This is a genomic window from Bacteroides sp. AM10-21B, assembly GCF_003472565.1.
Classification (GTDB): domain Bacteria; phylum Bacteroidota; class Bacteroidia; order Bacteroidales; family Bacteroidaceae; genus Bacteroides; species Bacteroides propionicigenes.
Genome location: NZ_QRME01000001.1, coordinates 505,430 through 522,010, shown reverse-complemented (window position 1 = coordinate 522,010; position 16,581 = coordinate 505,430). Strand labels below are relative to the sequence as shown.

General features: G+C 43.3%; 10 protein-coding genes. 7 read left to right on the top strand and 3 right to left on the bottom strand.

Translation table 11 applies throughout. The features are described from left to right. The 7 genes from DW121_RS02025 to DW121_RS01995 form a co-directional block, all read left to right on the top strand. Positions 1-2,963: SusC/RagA family TonB-linked outer membrane protein (locus tag DW121_RS02025; RefSeq protein WP_117710974.1), on the top strand; the 2,963-nt coding region annotated here is incomplete at its 5' end. An 18-nt stretch (positions 2,964-2,981) separates the two neighbouring features. Further along, a complete protein-coding gene (locus DW121_RS02020) occupies positions 2,982-4,412 on the top strand; it encodes a SusD/RagB family nutrient-binding outer membrane lipoprotein (RefSeq protein ID WP_117710975.1) in 1,431 nt (476 codons plus the stop codon). Positions 4,413-4,435: 23 nt separating this feature from the next. After that, positions 4,436-5,077 (top strand): immunoglobulin-like domain-containing protein, encoded by a 642-nt coding sequence (locus tag DW121_RS02015; RefSeq protein ID WP_117710976.1) that lies wholly within the window; start codon positions 4,436-4,438, stop codon positions 5,075-5,077. Positions 5,078-5,097: 20 nt separating this feature from the next. Further along, positions 5,098-5,604, top strand: a complete 507-nt coding sequence (locus DW121_RS02010; protein ID WP_117710977.1) for a lipid-binding protein — start codon at positions 5,098-5,100, stop codon at positions 5,602-5,604. 180 nt (positions 5,605-5,784) lie between these two features. Further along, positions 5,785-7,044, top strand: coding sequence for a GTPase HflX (gene hflX / locus DW121_RS02005; RefSeq protein ID WP_117710978.1), 1,260 nt, complete (start codon positions 5,785-5,787; stop codon positions 7,042-7,044). A gap of 120 nt (positions 7,045-7,164) precedes the next feature. Next, complete coding sequence (locus DW121_RS02000; RefSeq protein WP_117710979.1) at positions 7,165-9,150, top strand: DUF4954 family protein; 1,986 nt, start codon at positions 7,165-7,167, stop codon at positions 9,148-9,150. Positions 9,151-9,260: 110 nt separating this feature from the next. Continuing rightward, positions 9,261-10,901 carry a fumarate hydratase gene (locus DW121_RS01995; RefSeq protein WP_117710980.1) on the top strand — a complete coding sequence of 547 codons (1,641 nt, stop codon included), beginning with the start codon at positions 9,261-9,263 and terminating at the stop codon, positions 10,899-10,901. 100 nt (positions 10,902-11,001) lie between these two features. Here the strand turns inward: DW121_RS01995 and pelA are convergent, their stop codons facing one another. The 3 genes from pelA to DW121_RS01980 all read right to left on the bottom strand — a co-directional run bounded on the left by pelA (position 11,002) and on the right by DW121_RS01980 (position 16,572). Beyond that, positions 11,002-12,108 carry a pectate lyase gene (gene pelA / locus DW121_RS01990; protein WP_117710981.1) on the bottom strand — a complete coding sequence of 369 codons (1,107 nt, stop codon included), beginning with the start codon at positions 12,106-12,108 and terminating at the stop codon, positions 11,002-11,004. A gap of 109 nt (positions 12,109-12,217) precedes the next feature. Further along, positions 12,218-13,543, bottom strand: coding sequence for a TolC family protein (locus DW121_RS01985; protein WP_117710982.1), 1,326 nt, complete (start codon positions 13,541-13,543; stop codon positions 12,218-12,220). Then, positions 13,540-16,572, bottom strand: coding sequence for an efflux RND transporter permease subunit (locus DW121_RS01980; protein WP_117710983.1), 3,033 nt, complete (start codon positions 16,570-16,572; stop codon positions 13,540-13,542). Before DW121_RS01980 ends, DW121_RS01985 begins: the two co-directional genes overlap by 4 nt. Positions 16,573-16,581 lie beyond the last annotated feature (9 nt).

Here is a 16,581-nt window from a genome sequence, read left to right as displayed (position 1 = left end):
CTGCGAAGACTTTGCAGGTTTCGTTCGTGGGTATGCAGGCACAGGAAGTTGCGATAAAACCTAATTTGAGGGTGGTGTTAAAGTCTGATACAGAAGTGCTTGATGAGGTCGTAGTGACGGCTGTTGGTATAAAAAGAGCTGAGAAATCATTGGCTTATAGTGCTAGTCAAGTAAAGAGTGAGCAAATTACGCAAACTGGTGATAGAAGTATGCTTGATGCTTTGTCTGGCAAGATTGCCGGTGTTAGTATATCTAGTTCTTCTGGTGCGGCCGGTGCTTCTACGCGAGTTTTATTGAGAGGCTTTTCTTCTTTGAATGGAAGTAATCAACCCTTATTTGTAATAGATGGCGTTCCCGTAAATAATGAAACACTACAGAATTCAAGTGATAATCAATTAGCTAATAATACAGACTTTGGTAATGGTATTAATGATATTAATCCTAATGATATAGAATCAATGACTGTACTGAAGGGTGCTTCTGCTGCTGCACTTTACGGATCGCGTGCTGCCAATGGTGCTATAATGATTACCACTAAAAAGGGAAAGAGTAATGACAAGATGAAAATTGACTTTGTTAGTAATACCACTTTCTCTAGAGCAGGTGTACTGCCTGAGTTCCAAAACAGGTATGGACAAGGATGGGGATTTGCCAATTCATTATTGGAAAATGGTAGTTGGGGACCTAAACTTGATGGCGTGGAACGCTTGTGGGGACATATTGTAGACGGAGAACAACTTTATAAACCATATTCGGCTCAGAAAAATAATATGAAAGATTTTTATGAGACAGGTGTTCAAACTGATAACTCATTGGCAATCAGTGGTGGTAAAGGGAAAACTACGTATTATATGTCTTACTCTAATATAACAGATAATGGTATTTTACCTGGTAATTCGGACCGTTACAGACGAAACGCTGTTTCTTTGAAGGGATCTTACGAAGGAAAATGGTTAACTTCATCTGCAAGCCTTAACTATATTAATAGAAATGTAAGTACGGCTTCTTCCGGTCAGGGATATTCCGTGTTTAATAATCTAATTCAGATACCGAGAGATTTTAGTATCGTGGATATGAAAGATTATAAGAATAAATTTTATAGTCCGGACAACTGGTATACTCCGTATGGTGTCATTAACCCTTATTTCAATTTAAATGAGGATGGCAATAAATATATTGAGGATCGTATTTATGGTAGTTTGGAATTGAGTGCTAAACTCTTTGATTTTTTGACTCTTACTTGGCGCGTTGGTGGCGACTTGAGTAACTATCGCAGTAAAAGTTGGCGTGCTATTATGATTCCTGAAGGAGCAAATGATACAGAAAGTGTAGAAACTGGTTATGTAGGTGAACGTACAGGGCAAAGAAGGGAATTGAATAGTGATGTATTTGCAAATTTCAACAAGCAGATATCGGAAGATTTCCATTTGAATGTACTGTTGGGATATAATGTGAATGAAAGATATAAAAAGACATTAAATGTTTCAGTTCAAGGCCTGGATTTGGAAAACTTTTATAATATATCCAATAGCCCTAATCCTGCAGTGAAATCGTCTGCTTCCTCTTTACGTCGTTTGATGGGTGTTTATGGGCAAGCGGATTTAGGCTTTAAAAATTATTTGTACTTGAATGTGGGGGCTAGAAATGACTGGTCATCTACATTACCTAAAAATAATAATTCTTTCTTCTATCCAACAGTAGGTTTGAGCTTTATATTTACTGATGCTTTTGAAGTGCTGAAGAATTTTATGACCTATGGTAAGGTACGTGTTAGCTATGGTCAGACAGGTAATGATGTGGAACCTTATATGATTAATGGTTATTATTCGGAAGGAACTGTAAGTAATCCTTTTGGTGATGGCTTGAAATATCCATTTTCGGGTGTAAATGCATATTCATATGGTAACATCATTGGTAATCCTAACCTGAAGCCGGAAATGACAAAAGAATATGAAGTTGGTTTGGACTTGCGTTTCTTGCAGAACAGATTGGGGTTAGATGTAACGTTCTATAATCGTGAAACAACAGATCAAATTATGCCGGTTACGATTAGTCCGTCAAGTGGTTATACAACTCAATATATGAACTTGGGATGTATTCGTAATAGAGGTATTGAATTGATGGCTAATGTTGTACCTGTTCGCACTAAAGATTTTGAATGGAATGTAAATGTAAACTGGACTTTGAATAGAAGTAAAGTTGTGCGCTTAGGCAATGGCTTGGAAGAATTTAATATTTTTGGTTTCACAAACGGTGTAAGTTTATTAGCAATGCCGGGAGAGCCTTTGGGAGTATTTGTTGGCTATGGTACGCAGAAGGATGAAAATGGTAATATTGTGGTAGATAGTCAAACCGGTCTTCCGAAGCAGTCGTCGACTCGTGAGATTTTTGGTTCTTCAGAGTATAAGTACATGATGGGTGTTGGCAGTGAATTGTCCTATAAGAGCTTTACTCTTGGGTTCAATTTTGATATACGTGTTGGCGGTTTGATGTATTCAAGAACCAAAGGTACTACTTACTTTGTAGGAAACTCTCCTCAAACATTATTCAACGACCGCCAACCGTTCATTGTTCCAGGATCTGTGATTGAAGTAAAAGATGCGGCAAACAATATTTCTTATGTAGAAAATACGACTCCTATTAACCATAGCTATTATGATAGTTATTGGAATAATAATGGTGGAGAGTTTGACAGAGGTGACTTGATTGACAAGACGTATGTGAAGCTGAAAGATATTCATTTATCATACTCTTTCCCGAAACAATGGATTGCAAAGGCTTATCTCAATAGTTTGGTTTTGAGCGCTTATGCTCATAATTTATGGGTGTGGACTCCAAGCTCTAATAATTTTGTTGATCCTACTGTCTCTAATATGGGCTTGGACTTGGAAAGTGAGTTTGGTGAGTTTAGTGCATCACCTTCCATTAAGAGTTTTGGATTTAGTATCAAAGCATCATTTTAATTCTTAAACAAGTAAATTATGAATAGACTTAAAATATTTCTAGTTGCTATCGCGGCTGTAACATTTAGCTCTTGCGATCAATGGTTGGATATAAATACGGATCCCAACTATCCGTCTGAAATACCTACAGCAATGCCAATTACTTCGGGTATGGGATCTGCAGCTACTGTAATTGGTGGACAGTATGCAATATTGGGAGCACTTTGGGCCCAGCATTTTACCCAAGATAACACAGCTAATCAGTATAAAGCTTGGGACTCTTATAATGTAACTTCCAGCGTGATGAATTCCGAGTATTTGAAATTATATGCGTATTCATTAACAGACTTTAAAAAGGCAATTAAACGTTCGGCAGAAGTTGAAGATTGGAATAATTATTTGATTGGTACTGTAATGGAAGCTTATGTTTTTCAAGTATTGGTCGATTTGTATGGAACTGTTCCTTATTTTGAAGCATGTAAAGCTGATGAGGGAGTTACCACACCAAAGTTTGATTCCGGTGAAGAAATCTACTCTGATTTATTTGCTAGACTAGATGATGCTTTGAGTAAGGACTTTAAAGCTACCACATGCACAGATCCGGGGAATGCCGATTTAATATTTGGTGGCAATATAGAACATTGGAAAGAGTTTGCCAATACATTGAAATTAAAACTTGCCATTCGCCAATATAAGGCAAAACAGAGTGAGTCGGAGCAGATAATTAACTCTATGCTTAATTCTGGCGTTAAGTTTCTTTCGGTAGATGCTTCTATTAATGGGTACAAAGATGCTCCGGGTAATTATAATCCTTTTTATGATTCAGAAGTTTATGGTTTGGGTAATGCTAATTTGAAAGCTTCCAATACAACTTTAAACTTTGTACGGGCTAACAATGACCCTCGTTTATCTTATATGTATGAGAAAGGTAATAGAGGAGAATATGAAGGTCTGGATCAAGGTGATTATTCTAAACCTGCTGCTGAGCAACCTACTGGCTCGTTATCAAAAGGTAAAATCTCGGCTTCTGATCCTGTCATTTTTCTCTCTGCAGCAGAAAGTGCTTTTCTGCAAGCAGAAGCGTTAGTGAAATGTAAAGGTGGGGCAGGTGCCCAAGATAAGTATGAAGAAGGGGTACGTGCTGCTTTTAATCGTTATGGAATTGCATCTGAAGCTGATGCTTTATTACAAACGGGTGCTGCCTATGAATATGATTCAGCTAATCCGTTAAAAAGTATTATTACTCAGAAATGGTTATCAATGTTCTTGTCTCAAGGACTTGAGGCGTTCTTTGAGTTTAATCGTACTGGTTATCCAGATCATTTTACCGTATCTAAGAACTCAATTTTAGTAGATAAGACAGCTTTTATACAGAGACTGGTATTTCCGGAATATGAGTTAACCTCTAATAAGGAAAATGTTCCTCAGCGTGTAGAACCAGATGTACCTCTGTGGTGGGCTGTTAAATGATTAATTAATAAAGAACGAAAAATATGAAGAAAATAATATCAATCATTATAGCTCTGTGTAGCATTACTTTAGTTTCATGCGATAAGGAAACTGAGGGGATATCTAAATTGACTGCTTTCCCGGAATTCCAAATGGAAGGTGCTGCTTTTATGAATGTAAAATTGGATCCTACCGGTACATTTACAGATCCGGGGGTAAAGGCTTTTGTCGGTGATGAAGAGTATCCTGTGAAAGTTACGGGCTCCGTTAATATTCAGGAAAAAGGCTTGTATACCTTGAATTATGAAACTGTGTCCAAAGAAGGTTTTCCTGTGACTACGAGTCGTATGGTGCTTGTTACTCCGGAGTTAGTACAGAATGATTATTCTGGTACTTATACTTTGGTGCATGCTACTAGAAAGAAGCAAATTTCAGTTGATTTGGTTACCGGTGAGTTGGGATATTATAAAGCAAGTGACTGTTGGTGGCAGACAACTGCTATTCCTTTGTACTTCTTGGATATGGGAGGGACGGAACTATTGGTTCTTACTAACAGTTGTGCATACGGTCCTATATCAGTAGTAGGAACAATAGATGCGGTAACTAAGACTATTCAATTTGACGCAACGTTTACTGGTGGTGTAAATGCTGGCGTTACTTTTAGTACAAAATGGGTTAAGGAGTAACAATCTAAAAAATAAAGAATATGATGAATCGTAAATTAATATACTTATTTATTTGTGCGTTGTTTGTGTTTTGCTCATGCAACGATGATGACAAGATAGACTATACAGCGCCTGGCATTTTGGCTGGTGAATGGTGGGTTACTTACTATCAAGAAACAGCTCCGGATAAATGGGAAGTTATCGGTGATTATAAGAATTTGCCTTTATATACTTACAACTCTGCAGCAAACAAAGCTGATGAATTGTTTGTAGATGATCTAGGGGAGTTTTGGGACTTTAAGGTAAAGGCTTTTGCTAATCCAGGTGCATTAAGTTTTGGATCTGATGCAGAATTGCCTAATTTGAGTTATGAGGATTGTAATGTGGTGATTACCGAAGGAAAGGTAATGTTTAATGTGGCTAAGTCAAAGACAGGTATTGTAACAGATAGTATTTGTTTTAAAGTCAAGTTCTCTGATGACTCTGAACAGTTAGTTTATAAAGTGGAGGGACATAAGCGGACAGGCTGGACTGACGATGAATATTAATAGACCTTAGATCTATATAGATTTAGGAGTGGTTACCTGAAAAGGTGACCACTCTTTTTCTTTATCGCTACTCTAGTTTTTAATAATCTGTATTATATAGATGAAGATTCTTGTGAAAATCGTTATATTTGCTGCCGTATACCATAAAGGTATATTATATATAATAAGGTATAAAATAGAATGAAAGAATTTGTAATTTCCGAAGCACAGGTTGAAACGGCGGTATTGGTAGGTCTTATCACAAAAACTCAGGATGAGCGTAAGACGAACGAATACCTTGATGAACTGGCATTCTTGGCTGAGACAGCCGGGGCGGAAGTCGTGAAAAGATTTACTCAGAAGTTGGATGCGGCAAACTCTGTGACGTATGTTGGCAAGGGTAAGCTGGAGGAAATAAAAGAATATATCCGTAATGAAGAGGAAGCCGAGCGTGAAATCGGTATGGTAATCTTTGATGACGAACTCTCGGCAAAACAGATACGTAACATTGAGGGTGAGTTGAAAATCAAGATACTGGACCGTACCTCACTTATTCTCGACATCTTTGCCATGCGTGCACAGACTGCTAATGCAAAGACCCAAGTGGAATTGGCGCAATATAAATATATGCTTCCCCGCTTGCAGCGTTTGTGGACTCACTTGGAGCGTCAGGGCGGTGGCTCAGGAGCCGGTGGCGGTAAAGGTTCTGTAGGTTTGCGTGGTCCGGGTGAAACGCAGTTGGAAATGGACCGCCGTATCATCCTGAATCGTATGGCGTTGTTGAAAGAACGTTTGGCAGAGATTGACAAGCAAAAGGCTACTCAGCGTAAGAATCGCGGTCGTCTTATACGTGTGGCACTGGTCGGATACACCAATGTTGGAAAGTCCACTTTGATGACATTGCTGTCCAAGAGTGAAGTCTTTGCGGAAAATAAGCTGTTCGCTACATTGGATACTACGGTACGTAAAGTTATTATTGAGAACCTGCCGTTCCTTTTATCCGATACGGTTGGCTTTATCCGTAAGTTACCCACCGATTTGGTAGATTCTTTCAAATCTACTTTGGACGAAGTGCGCGAAGCCGACTTGCTGTTGCATATCGTGGATATTTCTCATCCCGATTTTGAAGAACAGATAGAAGTGGTAAACAAGACATTGGCGGACATTGGAGCTTCCGGTAAGCCCATGATACTTGTATTTAATAAAATAGACGCTTACACCTATGTGGAGAAAGCGGAAGACGACCTTACCCCCAGGACTAAAGAAAACTTAACACTTGAGGAACTGATGAAGACGTGGATGGCAAAGATGGAAGACAATTGTCTCTTTATCTCCGCCCGCGAACGAATCAATGTAGAGGAACTGAAGAGTGTGGTTTACCGGCGTGTGAAAGAACTGCACGTGCAGAAGTACCCCTATAATGATTTTCTTTATCAGACCTACGAAGAAGAGGAAGTTTAATTTAATGAAGAATTAAGAGCGAAGAATGAAGAATTGCCGTGCGGTATATTGTTTGCATGATACGGTGCAGTCAGTTTCTTCATTCTTCATTCTTCATTCTTCATTCTTAATTTAAGTGTTATGACTTACAGAAACTTGACCGAAGACGAAGTACTTCGGTTGAAAAGCCAGTCGTGTCTGGCGGATGATTGGGGGAAAGTGACCGTTGCAGAGGGCTTTTCAACGGAATTTGTACATCATACCCGTTTCTCGGGTGAAGTGCGTTTGGGTATATTCCACTCGGAGTTTACCTTGCCGGGCGGAATAAAGAAACACTCCGGTTTGCGACACGTGACGCTTCATAATGTGACGGTGGGCGATGACTGCTGCATTGAGAATATCCAGAACTATATTGCAAATTATGAAATAGGACATGATACTTTTATCGAGAATGTAGACATCATTCTTGTAGACGGGCTGTCCAAGTTCGGTAACGGCGTAGAGGTATCTGTCCTGAATGAAACGGGCGGGCGTGAGGTACTTATCAGTGACAAACTCTCCGCCCATCAGGCCTATATTATGGCACTTTACCGTCATCGTCCGGAGTTGATTGCACGAATGAAGGAAATCACAGATTTCTATTCCAATAAACATGCCTCAGCGGTAGGTTTTATTGGTAGCCATGTAATGATACTCAATACCGGTTCTATCAAGAATGTGCGTATAGGTGATTATTGTCACATATGTGGTACGTGCCGTTTGTATAACGGAAGCATAAACAGTAATGAACTGGCGCCTGTACACATCGGTCACGGTGTTATTTGCGACAATTTTATCATATCATCCGGTTCGCACGTGGACGATGGGGCCATGCTTACTCGATGCTTTGTGGGGCAGGCTTGTAAACTAGGGCATAACTACTCCGCTTCGGACTCCTTGTTTTTCAGTAACTGCCAGGGAGAGAATGGTGAAGCGTGTGCTATCTTTGCCGGACCTTATACGGTGACACATCATAAATCTACCTTGCTTATAGCCGGTATGTTTTCCTTTATGAATGCCGGTTCCGGTTCCAATCAGAGTAACCATATGTATAAGCTCGGTCCTATTCATCAGGGTACGTTGGAACGTGGTGCCAAGACTACCTCCGATTCTTATATCCTATGGCCTGCAAGGGTAGGGGCATTCTCCCTTGTTATGGGGCGTCATGTCAATCACTCAGATACTTCCAATCTGCCGTTCTCCTACTTGATAGAGCAGAATAATACAACTTACCTCGTACCGGGCGTCAACTTGCGCAGTGTGGGTACTATCCGCGATGCTCAGAAATGGCCCAAGCGCGACCAACGTACCGATACCAATAAGCTGGATTTCATTAACTACAATCTTCTCAGTCCCTATACTGTACAGAAGATGTTTAAGGGACGGGATACGTTGAAAAACTTGCGTTATGCTTCGGGTGAACTGTCCGATATCTATTCTTTCCATAGCGCCAAGATTCGTAATTCAGCGTTGGTAAAGGGTATCGGTTTCTATGAAATCGCTATCCACAAGTTTCTTGGCAACTCTGTAATCAAACGTCTGGAAGGCATCAATTTCCGGAGCAATGAAGAAATACGTGCTCGTCTGAAGCCTGATATTTCTATTGGCAGTGGTGAGTGGGTGGATATTTCCGGACTGATAGCTCCGAAGAGTGAGATTGATACTTTGATAGACGGGATTGAATCCGGTGCGGTGAACCGTCTGAAGTATATTAATGCCGAGTTTGAGCGGATGCACCGGAACTATTATACTTACGAGTGGACATGGGCATATGACAAACTGGAAGAGTTTTATGGAATCAATCCCGAAAACATTACTGCGGAAGACATTATCCATATTGTTGAAAAGTGGAAAGAGGCTGTTGTCGGTTTGGACCGCATGGTTTATGAAGATGCCAAGAAAGAGTTCTCCTTGGCTTCCATGACCGGCTTTGGTGCCGATGGTTCTCGTCTTGAGAAGGAACTCGACTTCGAGCAGGTGCGTGGTGACTTTGAAAGCAATCCGTTTGTAACCGCCGTACTGAAGCACATTGAGGTGAAGACGGCGCTGGGTGATGAACTGATAGGACGTATGCAATGCATACGGTGAGTAGTACTGCATCTGCCTGTAAGTTTTCACCCTAATTAAAGAAATATTTCAATAATAGTTGCTACCTTTGTGTCACGAATCATTTTTAAACATTAAATGAACAAGTAATTATGGCAACAACACCTCCGTTCAAGTATCAGCCCATGTTTGAGAAGGGTAAGGATACAACTGAGTATTATCTGCTTACAAAGGACTACGTGTCCGTAAGCGAGTTTGAAGGAAAACCTATCCTGAAGATTGAGAAAGAAGGTCTGACCGCAATGGCTAATGCGGCTTTCCGTGACGTCTCCTTTATGTTGCGTCGTTCGCATAACGAACAAGTTGCTAAGATTTTGAGTGACCCTGAAGCAAGTGATAACGACAAGTACGTGGCTTTGACTTTCCTGCGCAATGCCGAAGTTGCCTCTAAGGGCGTATTGCCTTTCTGCCAGGATACGGGTACGGCCATTATCCACGGTGAAAAAGGACAGCAAGTGTGGACGGGCTACTGCGATGAAGAGGCTCTTTCACTCGGTGTTTACAAGACATATACGGAAGAGAACTTGCGTTATTCCCAGAATGCTCCTCTCAATATGTACGATGAAGTGAATACGAAGTGTAATCTTCCGGCGCAGATTGACATCGAAGCTACCGAAGGCATGGAGTATGAATTTCTTTGTGTTACTAAGGGCGGTGGTTCTGCCAACAAGACTTATCTCTATCAGGAGACAAAAGCTATCTTGAATCCCGAAACATTGGTTCCGTTCCTCATTGAAAAGATAAAGACACTGGGTACTGCTGCTTGTCCTCCCTATCACATCGCATTCGTTATCGGCGGTACTTCTGCCGAGAAGAACCTGCTGACAGTGAAGCTGGCTTCCACTCACTTTTACGACAACCTGCCTACTACCGGTAACGAATTTGGTCGTGCTTTCCGTGACGTGGAACTGGAGAAACAAGTATTGGCGGAAGCTCATAAAATAGGTCTTGGTGCACAGTTCGGCGGCAAGTATTTGGCCCACGATGTACGCATTATTCGTTTGCCGCGTCATGGCGCTTCTTGTCCTGTCGGTTTGGGAGTTTCCTGCTCGGCCGACCGTAACATCAAATGTAAAATCAATAAGGAGGGTATTTGGATTGAGAAGCTCGACAGCAATCCGGGTGAACTTATCCCTGCCGAACTTCGTAAAGCCGGTGAAGGCGATGTTGTGAAGATTGATTTGAACCAACCGATGGAGAATATCCTGAAAGAGTTGACCAAGTATCCGGTTTCCACCCGCTTATCTCTGAACGGTACTATCATTGTGGGTCGTGACATTGCCCATGCCAAATTGAAAGAACGTTTGGACCGTGGTGAAGATCTGCCGCAATATATCAAAGACCATCCTATTTATTATGCCGGTCCTGCCAAGACTCCGCAGGGTATGGCTTGCGGTTCGATGGGACCGACAACTGCCGGACGTATGGATCCGTATGTTGCTCTCTTCCAAAGTCACGGCGGAAGCATGATTATGCTTGCTAAAGGTAACCGTAGCCAGCAAGTTACGGATGCTTGCAAGAAATACGGTGGTTTCTATCTCGGCTCTATCGGTGGCCCTGCAGCTATTTTGGCACAGAACAATATTAAGAGCATCGAGTGTGTGGAATATCCCGAACTCGGTATGGAAGCTATTTGGAAAATTGAGGTGGAAGACTTCCCTGCATTCATTTTGGTAGATGACAAAGGTAATGACTTCTTCAAACAATTAAAGCCTTGGAACTGTAGTAAGTAAGAGCAGCTAATCACGTAATAAAGAAAAAGACCGCTTGTGGATGATATTTTCCAAGCGGTCTTTTTTGTGATGTTTGCACTGCATTGCAACTATCTCGTTCTTATTTACTTAGTTTTTTCTTCCATTGTTCGTACTTCTTCAATACTTTTAGGCCTGTATTGTTGTACCAGCTATAGCCGTTGCGGCGTTCATAGCCTATGTCGGAAATATTATACTTCTTCACTCCGTCGCGGTCGCAGAAGAAGGGACGGTTATCTTCGAGGGTGTAGAAACGGGCCCAAAGCGTGGGACAGGGATAATCGTCCTGCGGGCAGGGAATCATCCGGAAATCTTTCTTACCTTCGCTGTTGGTGAATTCCTCACGGGTGATGCCTGTAATTTTACTTGCTTTGAACCATGCGATGGCAGCTTCTACAGAGGCGATAATCTCAGGTGAGGGATCGGGAATGGACATTAGCAACAGGACAATGTTGTCCGATTCGGCGCCGCTGAGTGAGGGAAGTTCGTAAGCACGGGCTTTGGCGGGGGCAAGGGTGTACTCATCATGCTGGGCGCACCATACGGTCAGTTTTCCGTTTTGCTTTACTTGGGTGTTGAGGATGCACTCTACACCTTTATCGAAGGCGGTACGTGCGCGTTGGCAAATACTATCCGGTACGTAAGTATATGGGGCTTTCTTGGTGTATACGTCACGTAGCAGGTTCATGACGTTTACCATTGCATTGTCATTGTAGGTGATATGGGTGTAATAGCCTTTGGGGCGCGGCCAAAACTGGGGCCAACCGCCATTGGGATATTGTGCTTTCAGGATGTAGCATATGCCTTCTAAGGCGGCATTCTTATATTTTTCTATGTTGGTGGCTAAGTAGATACGGGAGAGATAGCGGATTTCCGTACTTGTGGCACTGTTATCAATAGTGCTTTCGTTGACGTTACCTTTGGCGGCGAGAACCTTCTGGAATTCATCGGTTGTCAGTTCGGCGGGCATATAGATGTTTTTAGGCCAGCCGCCGGTGGTTTGCTGATAGAGCAGTACGTTGTCGGCAATACGGATAGCTTCAGGAGTGGTGAAGAAAGCGTCATCCAATTTGGGAGCCATTTTGACCCATTCCTTATAGGGATGCTTCTCTTTGTAGTGGGTTGCTTCCTGTGCATTGGCTCCAATGGTAAGGGTGAGCAATGCACAGAAAAGGATTGTTCGTTTCATAATATTACTGCTTTTAGTTTATTTGCGAACAAAAGTAGAGAAAACTCTAAAGAAAGGATGGTAATATTTGTTTTTAAGGGGGTAAATATTGTGATATATATGGATGTACCTATTCCAAGTATTGTTCTACTTTTCCGCTAATTTGTAGCAAGGATATTTCGCACAGTTTAGTGTCGTATTCTGCCGACAGAATGCGTTCTTCAGCATCCAACAAACTTTTTTGCGCTTCACGCATTTCGATACCGGAAAGGTTACCGAGCATATAGCGTTCCATGGCAATCTCATGGTTCTCTTTGGCTGCAACGAGGTTTTGACGTTCCAAGTTCAACATTTGGAGATTGTTTTGATAGGCCTGCCACAGGTTGCTCAGGTCAGCACGTAGGGCTTGTTCAAGCTGCTCGCGTTCCAAGCGGGTGTTTTGCACCGCGATGCGGGCATTGCGTCGTTCACGGCGGCGATTGCCATCGAAAAGGTTGAAGCCTACGGTGACCCCTACGTTCAGCCCGAGATTGCTGCGACGGCTGTTGGCGGAAATATCATATTTGTTGAGAGTATAGCCGTAACCTCCATTCATTTTTACGTATGGGTAGTCGCGGGAACTGACTTTCTTGTAGTCCAAACGTGCGAGGGTATTGTTCTGTTCCGCTTTCAGTAAGGAAGAGTTGGCTTCCAGAGTGGCGTTCCAAAGTTCTTCAAAGTTCAATTTGGCACTGACGTTGATGAGGCTGTCTTGGATGATGAAGGGGCAGTCTACATCTTCGTTAGCCATTAGTTCGTTCAGTTGGATGCGTGAGGTGTGCAGCAATTCTTGCTGCTTCATGTACTGTGCACTGTCGGCATTGAAGTCTACTTTGGCCTGCTGGTAGTCCAGACGGGAGAAGTTTCCGATGTGATAACGCTCCTCTACGATACGCAGACGCTCTTTGGAGAGCGATACAGCATAGCGGAAATTTTTCAAACGTATCTTGTGTTGCACATAGTTGTAGTATTCAGCGGCGATGTTGGCTATCAGGTCTTCGATGGCGATGCGGGTGTTGGTTTCACCTTGCCGTTCCAGTTCCTTCAACTTTTGGTAGTTGGCGGTGATGTTGAAGCCGTCGAATATAGTCCAGCTCAGATTGATGCCTGCGTCAACGGTTTGGTCGAATATTCTGTTCTCTTTGGTCGTTTCGCCAGTGGCACGCAGCTTTGTTTCGGTATTATCCAACGTACCCCTGTAGCCTGCGGACAGGTCGAGGGTAGGCAGATAACCGGCATTGGCAACGGTAGCGTTGTTTTTGCTTATTTGCTGTTCGTTGCGTGTGATGCGTAGGGAATAGTTATTTAGTAGTCCCTGTTCCAAACAAGATTTCAGAGTATAGATAGGTGCAGGCTGTGCCTGAATGGCGGGTATAGTGCACAGAATGATTAAGAAAAATAAAATCGTACGTCTCATTCGTTCTTTAGTTTACTTCGGTTGGTAGATACATAACTATAAATGGCGGGGACGATATACATCGTGAGTAAGGTAGATACGAGCATGCCGCCTACTACGGCCGTACCCATGGCGATACGCTGGTTGCAACCTTCGCCAGTAGCGAATGCCAACGGTATCAAGCCCAGTATGGTAGAGGCGCTTGTCATCAGGATAGGGCGCAGGCGTTGTAGGGCGGCATCCTTAATAGCTTGTATCTTGTCCTCGCCGGTTTCCTGCTTCTGATTGGCAAATTCTACAATCAGAATACCGTTCTTTGCCACCAGACCAATTAGCATGATGATACCGATTTGGCTGAAGATATTCATCGTGATGTCTCCGAAATACATGAATACGAGTGCACCGGCAATGGCGAGGGGTACTGTCAGCATGATAATCAACGGGTCTTTGAAGCTCTCGAACTGTGCGGCAAGAATCAGGTAGATAAGCAGGATTGCCAAGATGAAAGCGAACATCAGACTGGAAGAACTTTCGCGGTATTCCTTTGAGTCTCCGGTGAGGGCAGTACGGAAAGTGTCGTCTAATGTCTCTTTGGCTATCTTGTCCATTTCGTCCAAGCCTTGGCCGATAGTCTTGCCATCGGCAAGTCCGGCAGAGACAGTGGCGGATACGAATCGGTTGTATCGATATAGTTTGGGCGGTGCAATGCCGTTAGTCAGCTCTATCAGGTTGTCAAGCTGTACCATGTCCCCTTTATCGCTACGAATATAGATACCTTTCAGGTCGGCAGGCTTATTACGTTGCTGGCGGTTGATTTCTCCTAATATCTCGTACTGTTTTCCGTTCATGTAGAAGTAACCCATACGCTGGCCGCTCAGCCCGTATTGCAGGGTTTGGGCGATGTTGCGGGTACTGACTCCCATGATACTTGCCTTGTCGCGGTTGATGTTGATGCGTGCTTCCGGCTTACTGAATTTCAAGTCTACGTCAGCCATTTGGAATATGGGGTTCTCATATACTTTTGCCATGAACTTAGGCAATACTTCCTGCAGCTTCTCGATATTAGTGGCTTGCAGCACATATTGTACGGGCATACCGCCACGCCGCCCGCCGAACGAAGAGGATTGTTGTACGAAAGAACGCGCCATTGTTTTTCTTTGCACCGCTTTCGACAACTTTTCCGCTACTTCCATTTGTGTGTAGTCACGCTCCTTCATATCTTTCAGGGTGATACGCACGTTACCGCTACCGCTGGATACACGGGCGGTTACCGCTTCAGCATCGGGCGTGATGGAGTCGACAAGTTGGTTGATGTCCTCTGTATAGTCACGGATATATTCGTAGGTGACGCCTTCGGCACCACGTGTGTTGATGCTGATTTGCGAACGGTCCTCCAATGGTGACATTTCTGCGGGGATATAGTTCCAAAGAAATCCGATAATGATAATGGTTGCCACCGTGAAAGGCAGCGCAATCCAGCGTTTGTGCAGGAAAACCGCTAAAGAGCGGCTGTATAAGTTGTTCATCCCTTCAAAGAAAGGTTCGGTCTTGCGATAGAACCAACTTTGCTTTTCTCTTTTTATCAGTAATTTGGTAGCCAGCATCGGAGTAAAAGTCAGTGCGGCAAAGGAGGAGATAATAACAGAACCGGATACCACGATACTGAATTCGCGGAATAAGCGACCTGTCGTACCATCCATAAAAACGATGGGGAAGAATACTGCTACCAGTGTGATGGTAGTAGAGATTACAGCAAAGAATATCTCCTTCGCTCCCTCGATACCCGCCTCCTTCGGAGGCATCCCTTTTTCGATACGAACATAAATATTCTCCGTCATTACAATGGCATCGTCAACCACAAGTCCTACGGCAAGCACAATGGCAAGCATGGAAAGTACGTTGATGGAGAATCCCGCCAGATACATAACGAAGAAGGCCCCGATGAGCGAAACAGGGATTACGATGCAAGGAACCAGCGTGACACGCCAATCGCGGAGGAACAGGAAGATGATGATAATTACGAGGATGAAAGCTTCGTACACGGTTTGTTTTACTTCGTTGATAGAAGCACGGATAAATTTGGTGTTATCAAACCCATAGGAATAGTGTACGTCCTCCGGCAGGTCTTTCTTCATTTTCTCCATACGCTCGTATACGGCATCGGCAATCTGAATGTGGTTGGCACCCGGCTGAGGGATTACTACAATACCCACCATAGGGACGCCGTTCATCTTCATATAACTTTTGATGTCTGCCGGACCAAGTTCGGCGCGGCCTATGTCACTGAATCGGACAATACGGTTGCCGTCCTCTTTCAGAATGAGGTTGTTGAACTCTTCTGCCGTATGCATCAATCCGAGCGTGCGGATGGTGAGCTCAATGGTATTTCCTTCGATACTACCCGATGGAAGTTCCACATTTTCGCTGTCTACAGCGTTCTTTACGTCGATAGGGGTAATGCCATAACCGGACATTTTGATAGGGTCGAGCCACAAGCGCATGGAGTAACGTTTCTCTCCCCAGATACTTACGCTACTTACATCGGAGATTGTTTGAAGTTGTTCTTTTACAGTAAGGTCGGCTATTTCACTCAGCTCCAATAGGGAACGTTTGTCACTTTGCAGGGCAACCATGAGGATGGGTGTGGCATCGGCGTCTGCTTTGGATACGGTTGGCGGGTCACAGTCGCGAGGTAAATAACGCTGGGCACGTGAAACTTTGTCGCGTACGTCATTAGCGGCCGTTTCCAAATCGACGGAAAGTTCGAACTCCACCGTAATGCGTGATGAGCCTTGTTGGCTGACACTGGAAAGAGAACGAATGCCCGGGATACCGTTGATATTCTGTTCCAGCGGTTCTGTAATCTGGTTTTCAATAACGTCGGCGTTTGCTCCGGGATAAGAGCACGATACGGAAATAATGGGATTGTCCACCGATGGATACTCGCGTACACCGAGGTAGTTGTATCCGATGAAACCGAAGAGCAGGATAATCAGTGTCAATACAGTAGAGAGTACCGGTCGCCGTATACTTAATTCGGATATATTCATGATGAGAAG

Coding starts and splice junctions, on each gene's coding strand:
- DW121_RS02020 (WP_117710975.1), top strand. CDS start 2,982: ATGAATAGACTTAAAATATTTCTAGTTGCTATCGCGGCTGTAACATTT.
- DW121_RS02015 (WP_117710976.1), top strand. CDS start 4,436: ATGAAGAAAATAATATCAATCATTATAGCTCTGTGTAGCATTACTTTA.
- DW121_RS02010 (WP_117710977.1), top strand. CDS start 5,098: ATGATGAATCGTAAATTAATATACTTATTTATTTGTGCGTTGTTTGTG.
- hflX (WP_117710978.1), top strand. CDS start 5,785: ATGAAAGAATTTGTAATTTCCGAAGCACAGGTTGAAACGGCGGTATTG.
- DW121_RS02000 (WP_117710979.1), top strand. CDS start 7,165: ATGACTTACAGAAACTTGACCGAAGACGAAGTACTTCGGTTGAAAAGC.
- DW121_RS01995 (WP_117710980.1), top strand. CDS start 9,261: ATGGCAACAACACCTCCGTTCAAGTATCAGCCCATGTTTGAGAAGGGT.
- pelA (WP_117710981.1), bottom strand. CDS start 12,108: ATGAAACGAACAATCCTTTTCTGTGCATTGCTCACCCTTACCATTGGA.
- DW121_RS01985 (WP_117710982.1), bottom strand. CDS start 13,543: ATGAGACGTACGATTTTATTTTTCTTAATCATTCTGTGCACTATACCC.
- DW121_RS01980 (WP_117710983.1), bottom strand. CDS start 16,572: ATGAATATATCCGAATTAAGTATACGGCGACCGGTACTCTCTACTGTA.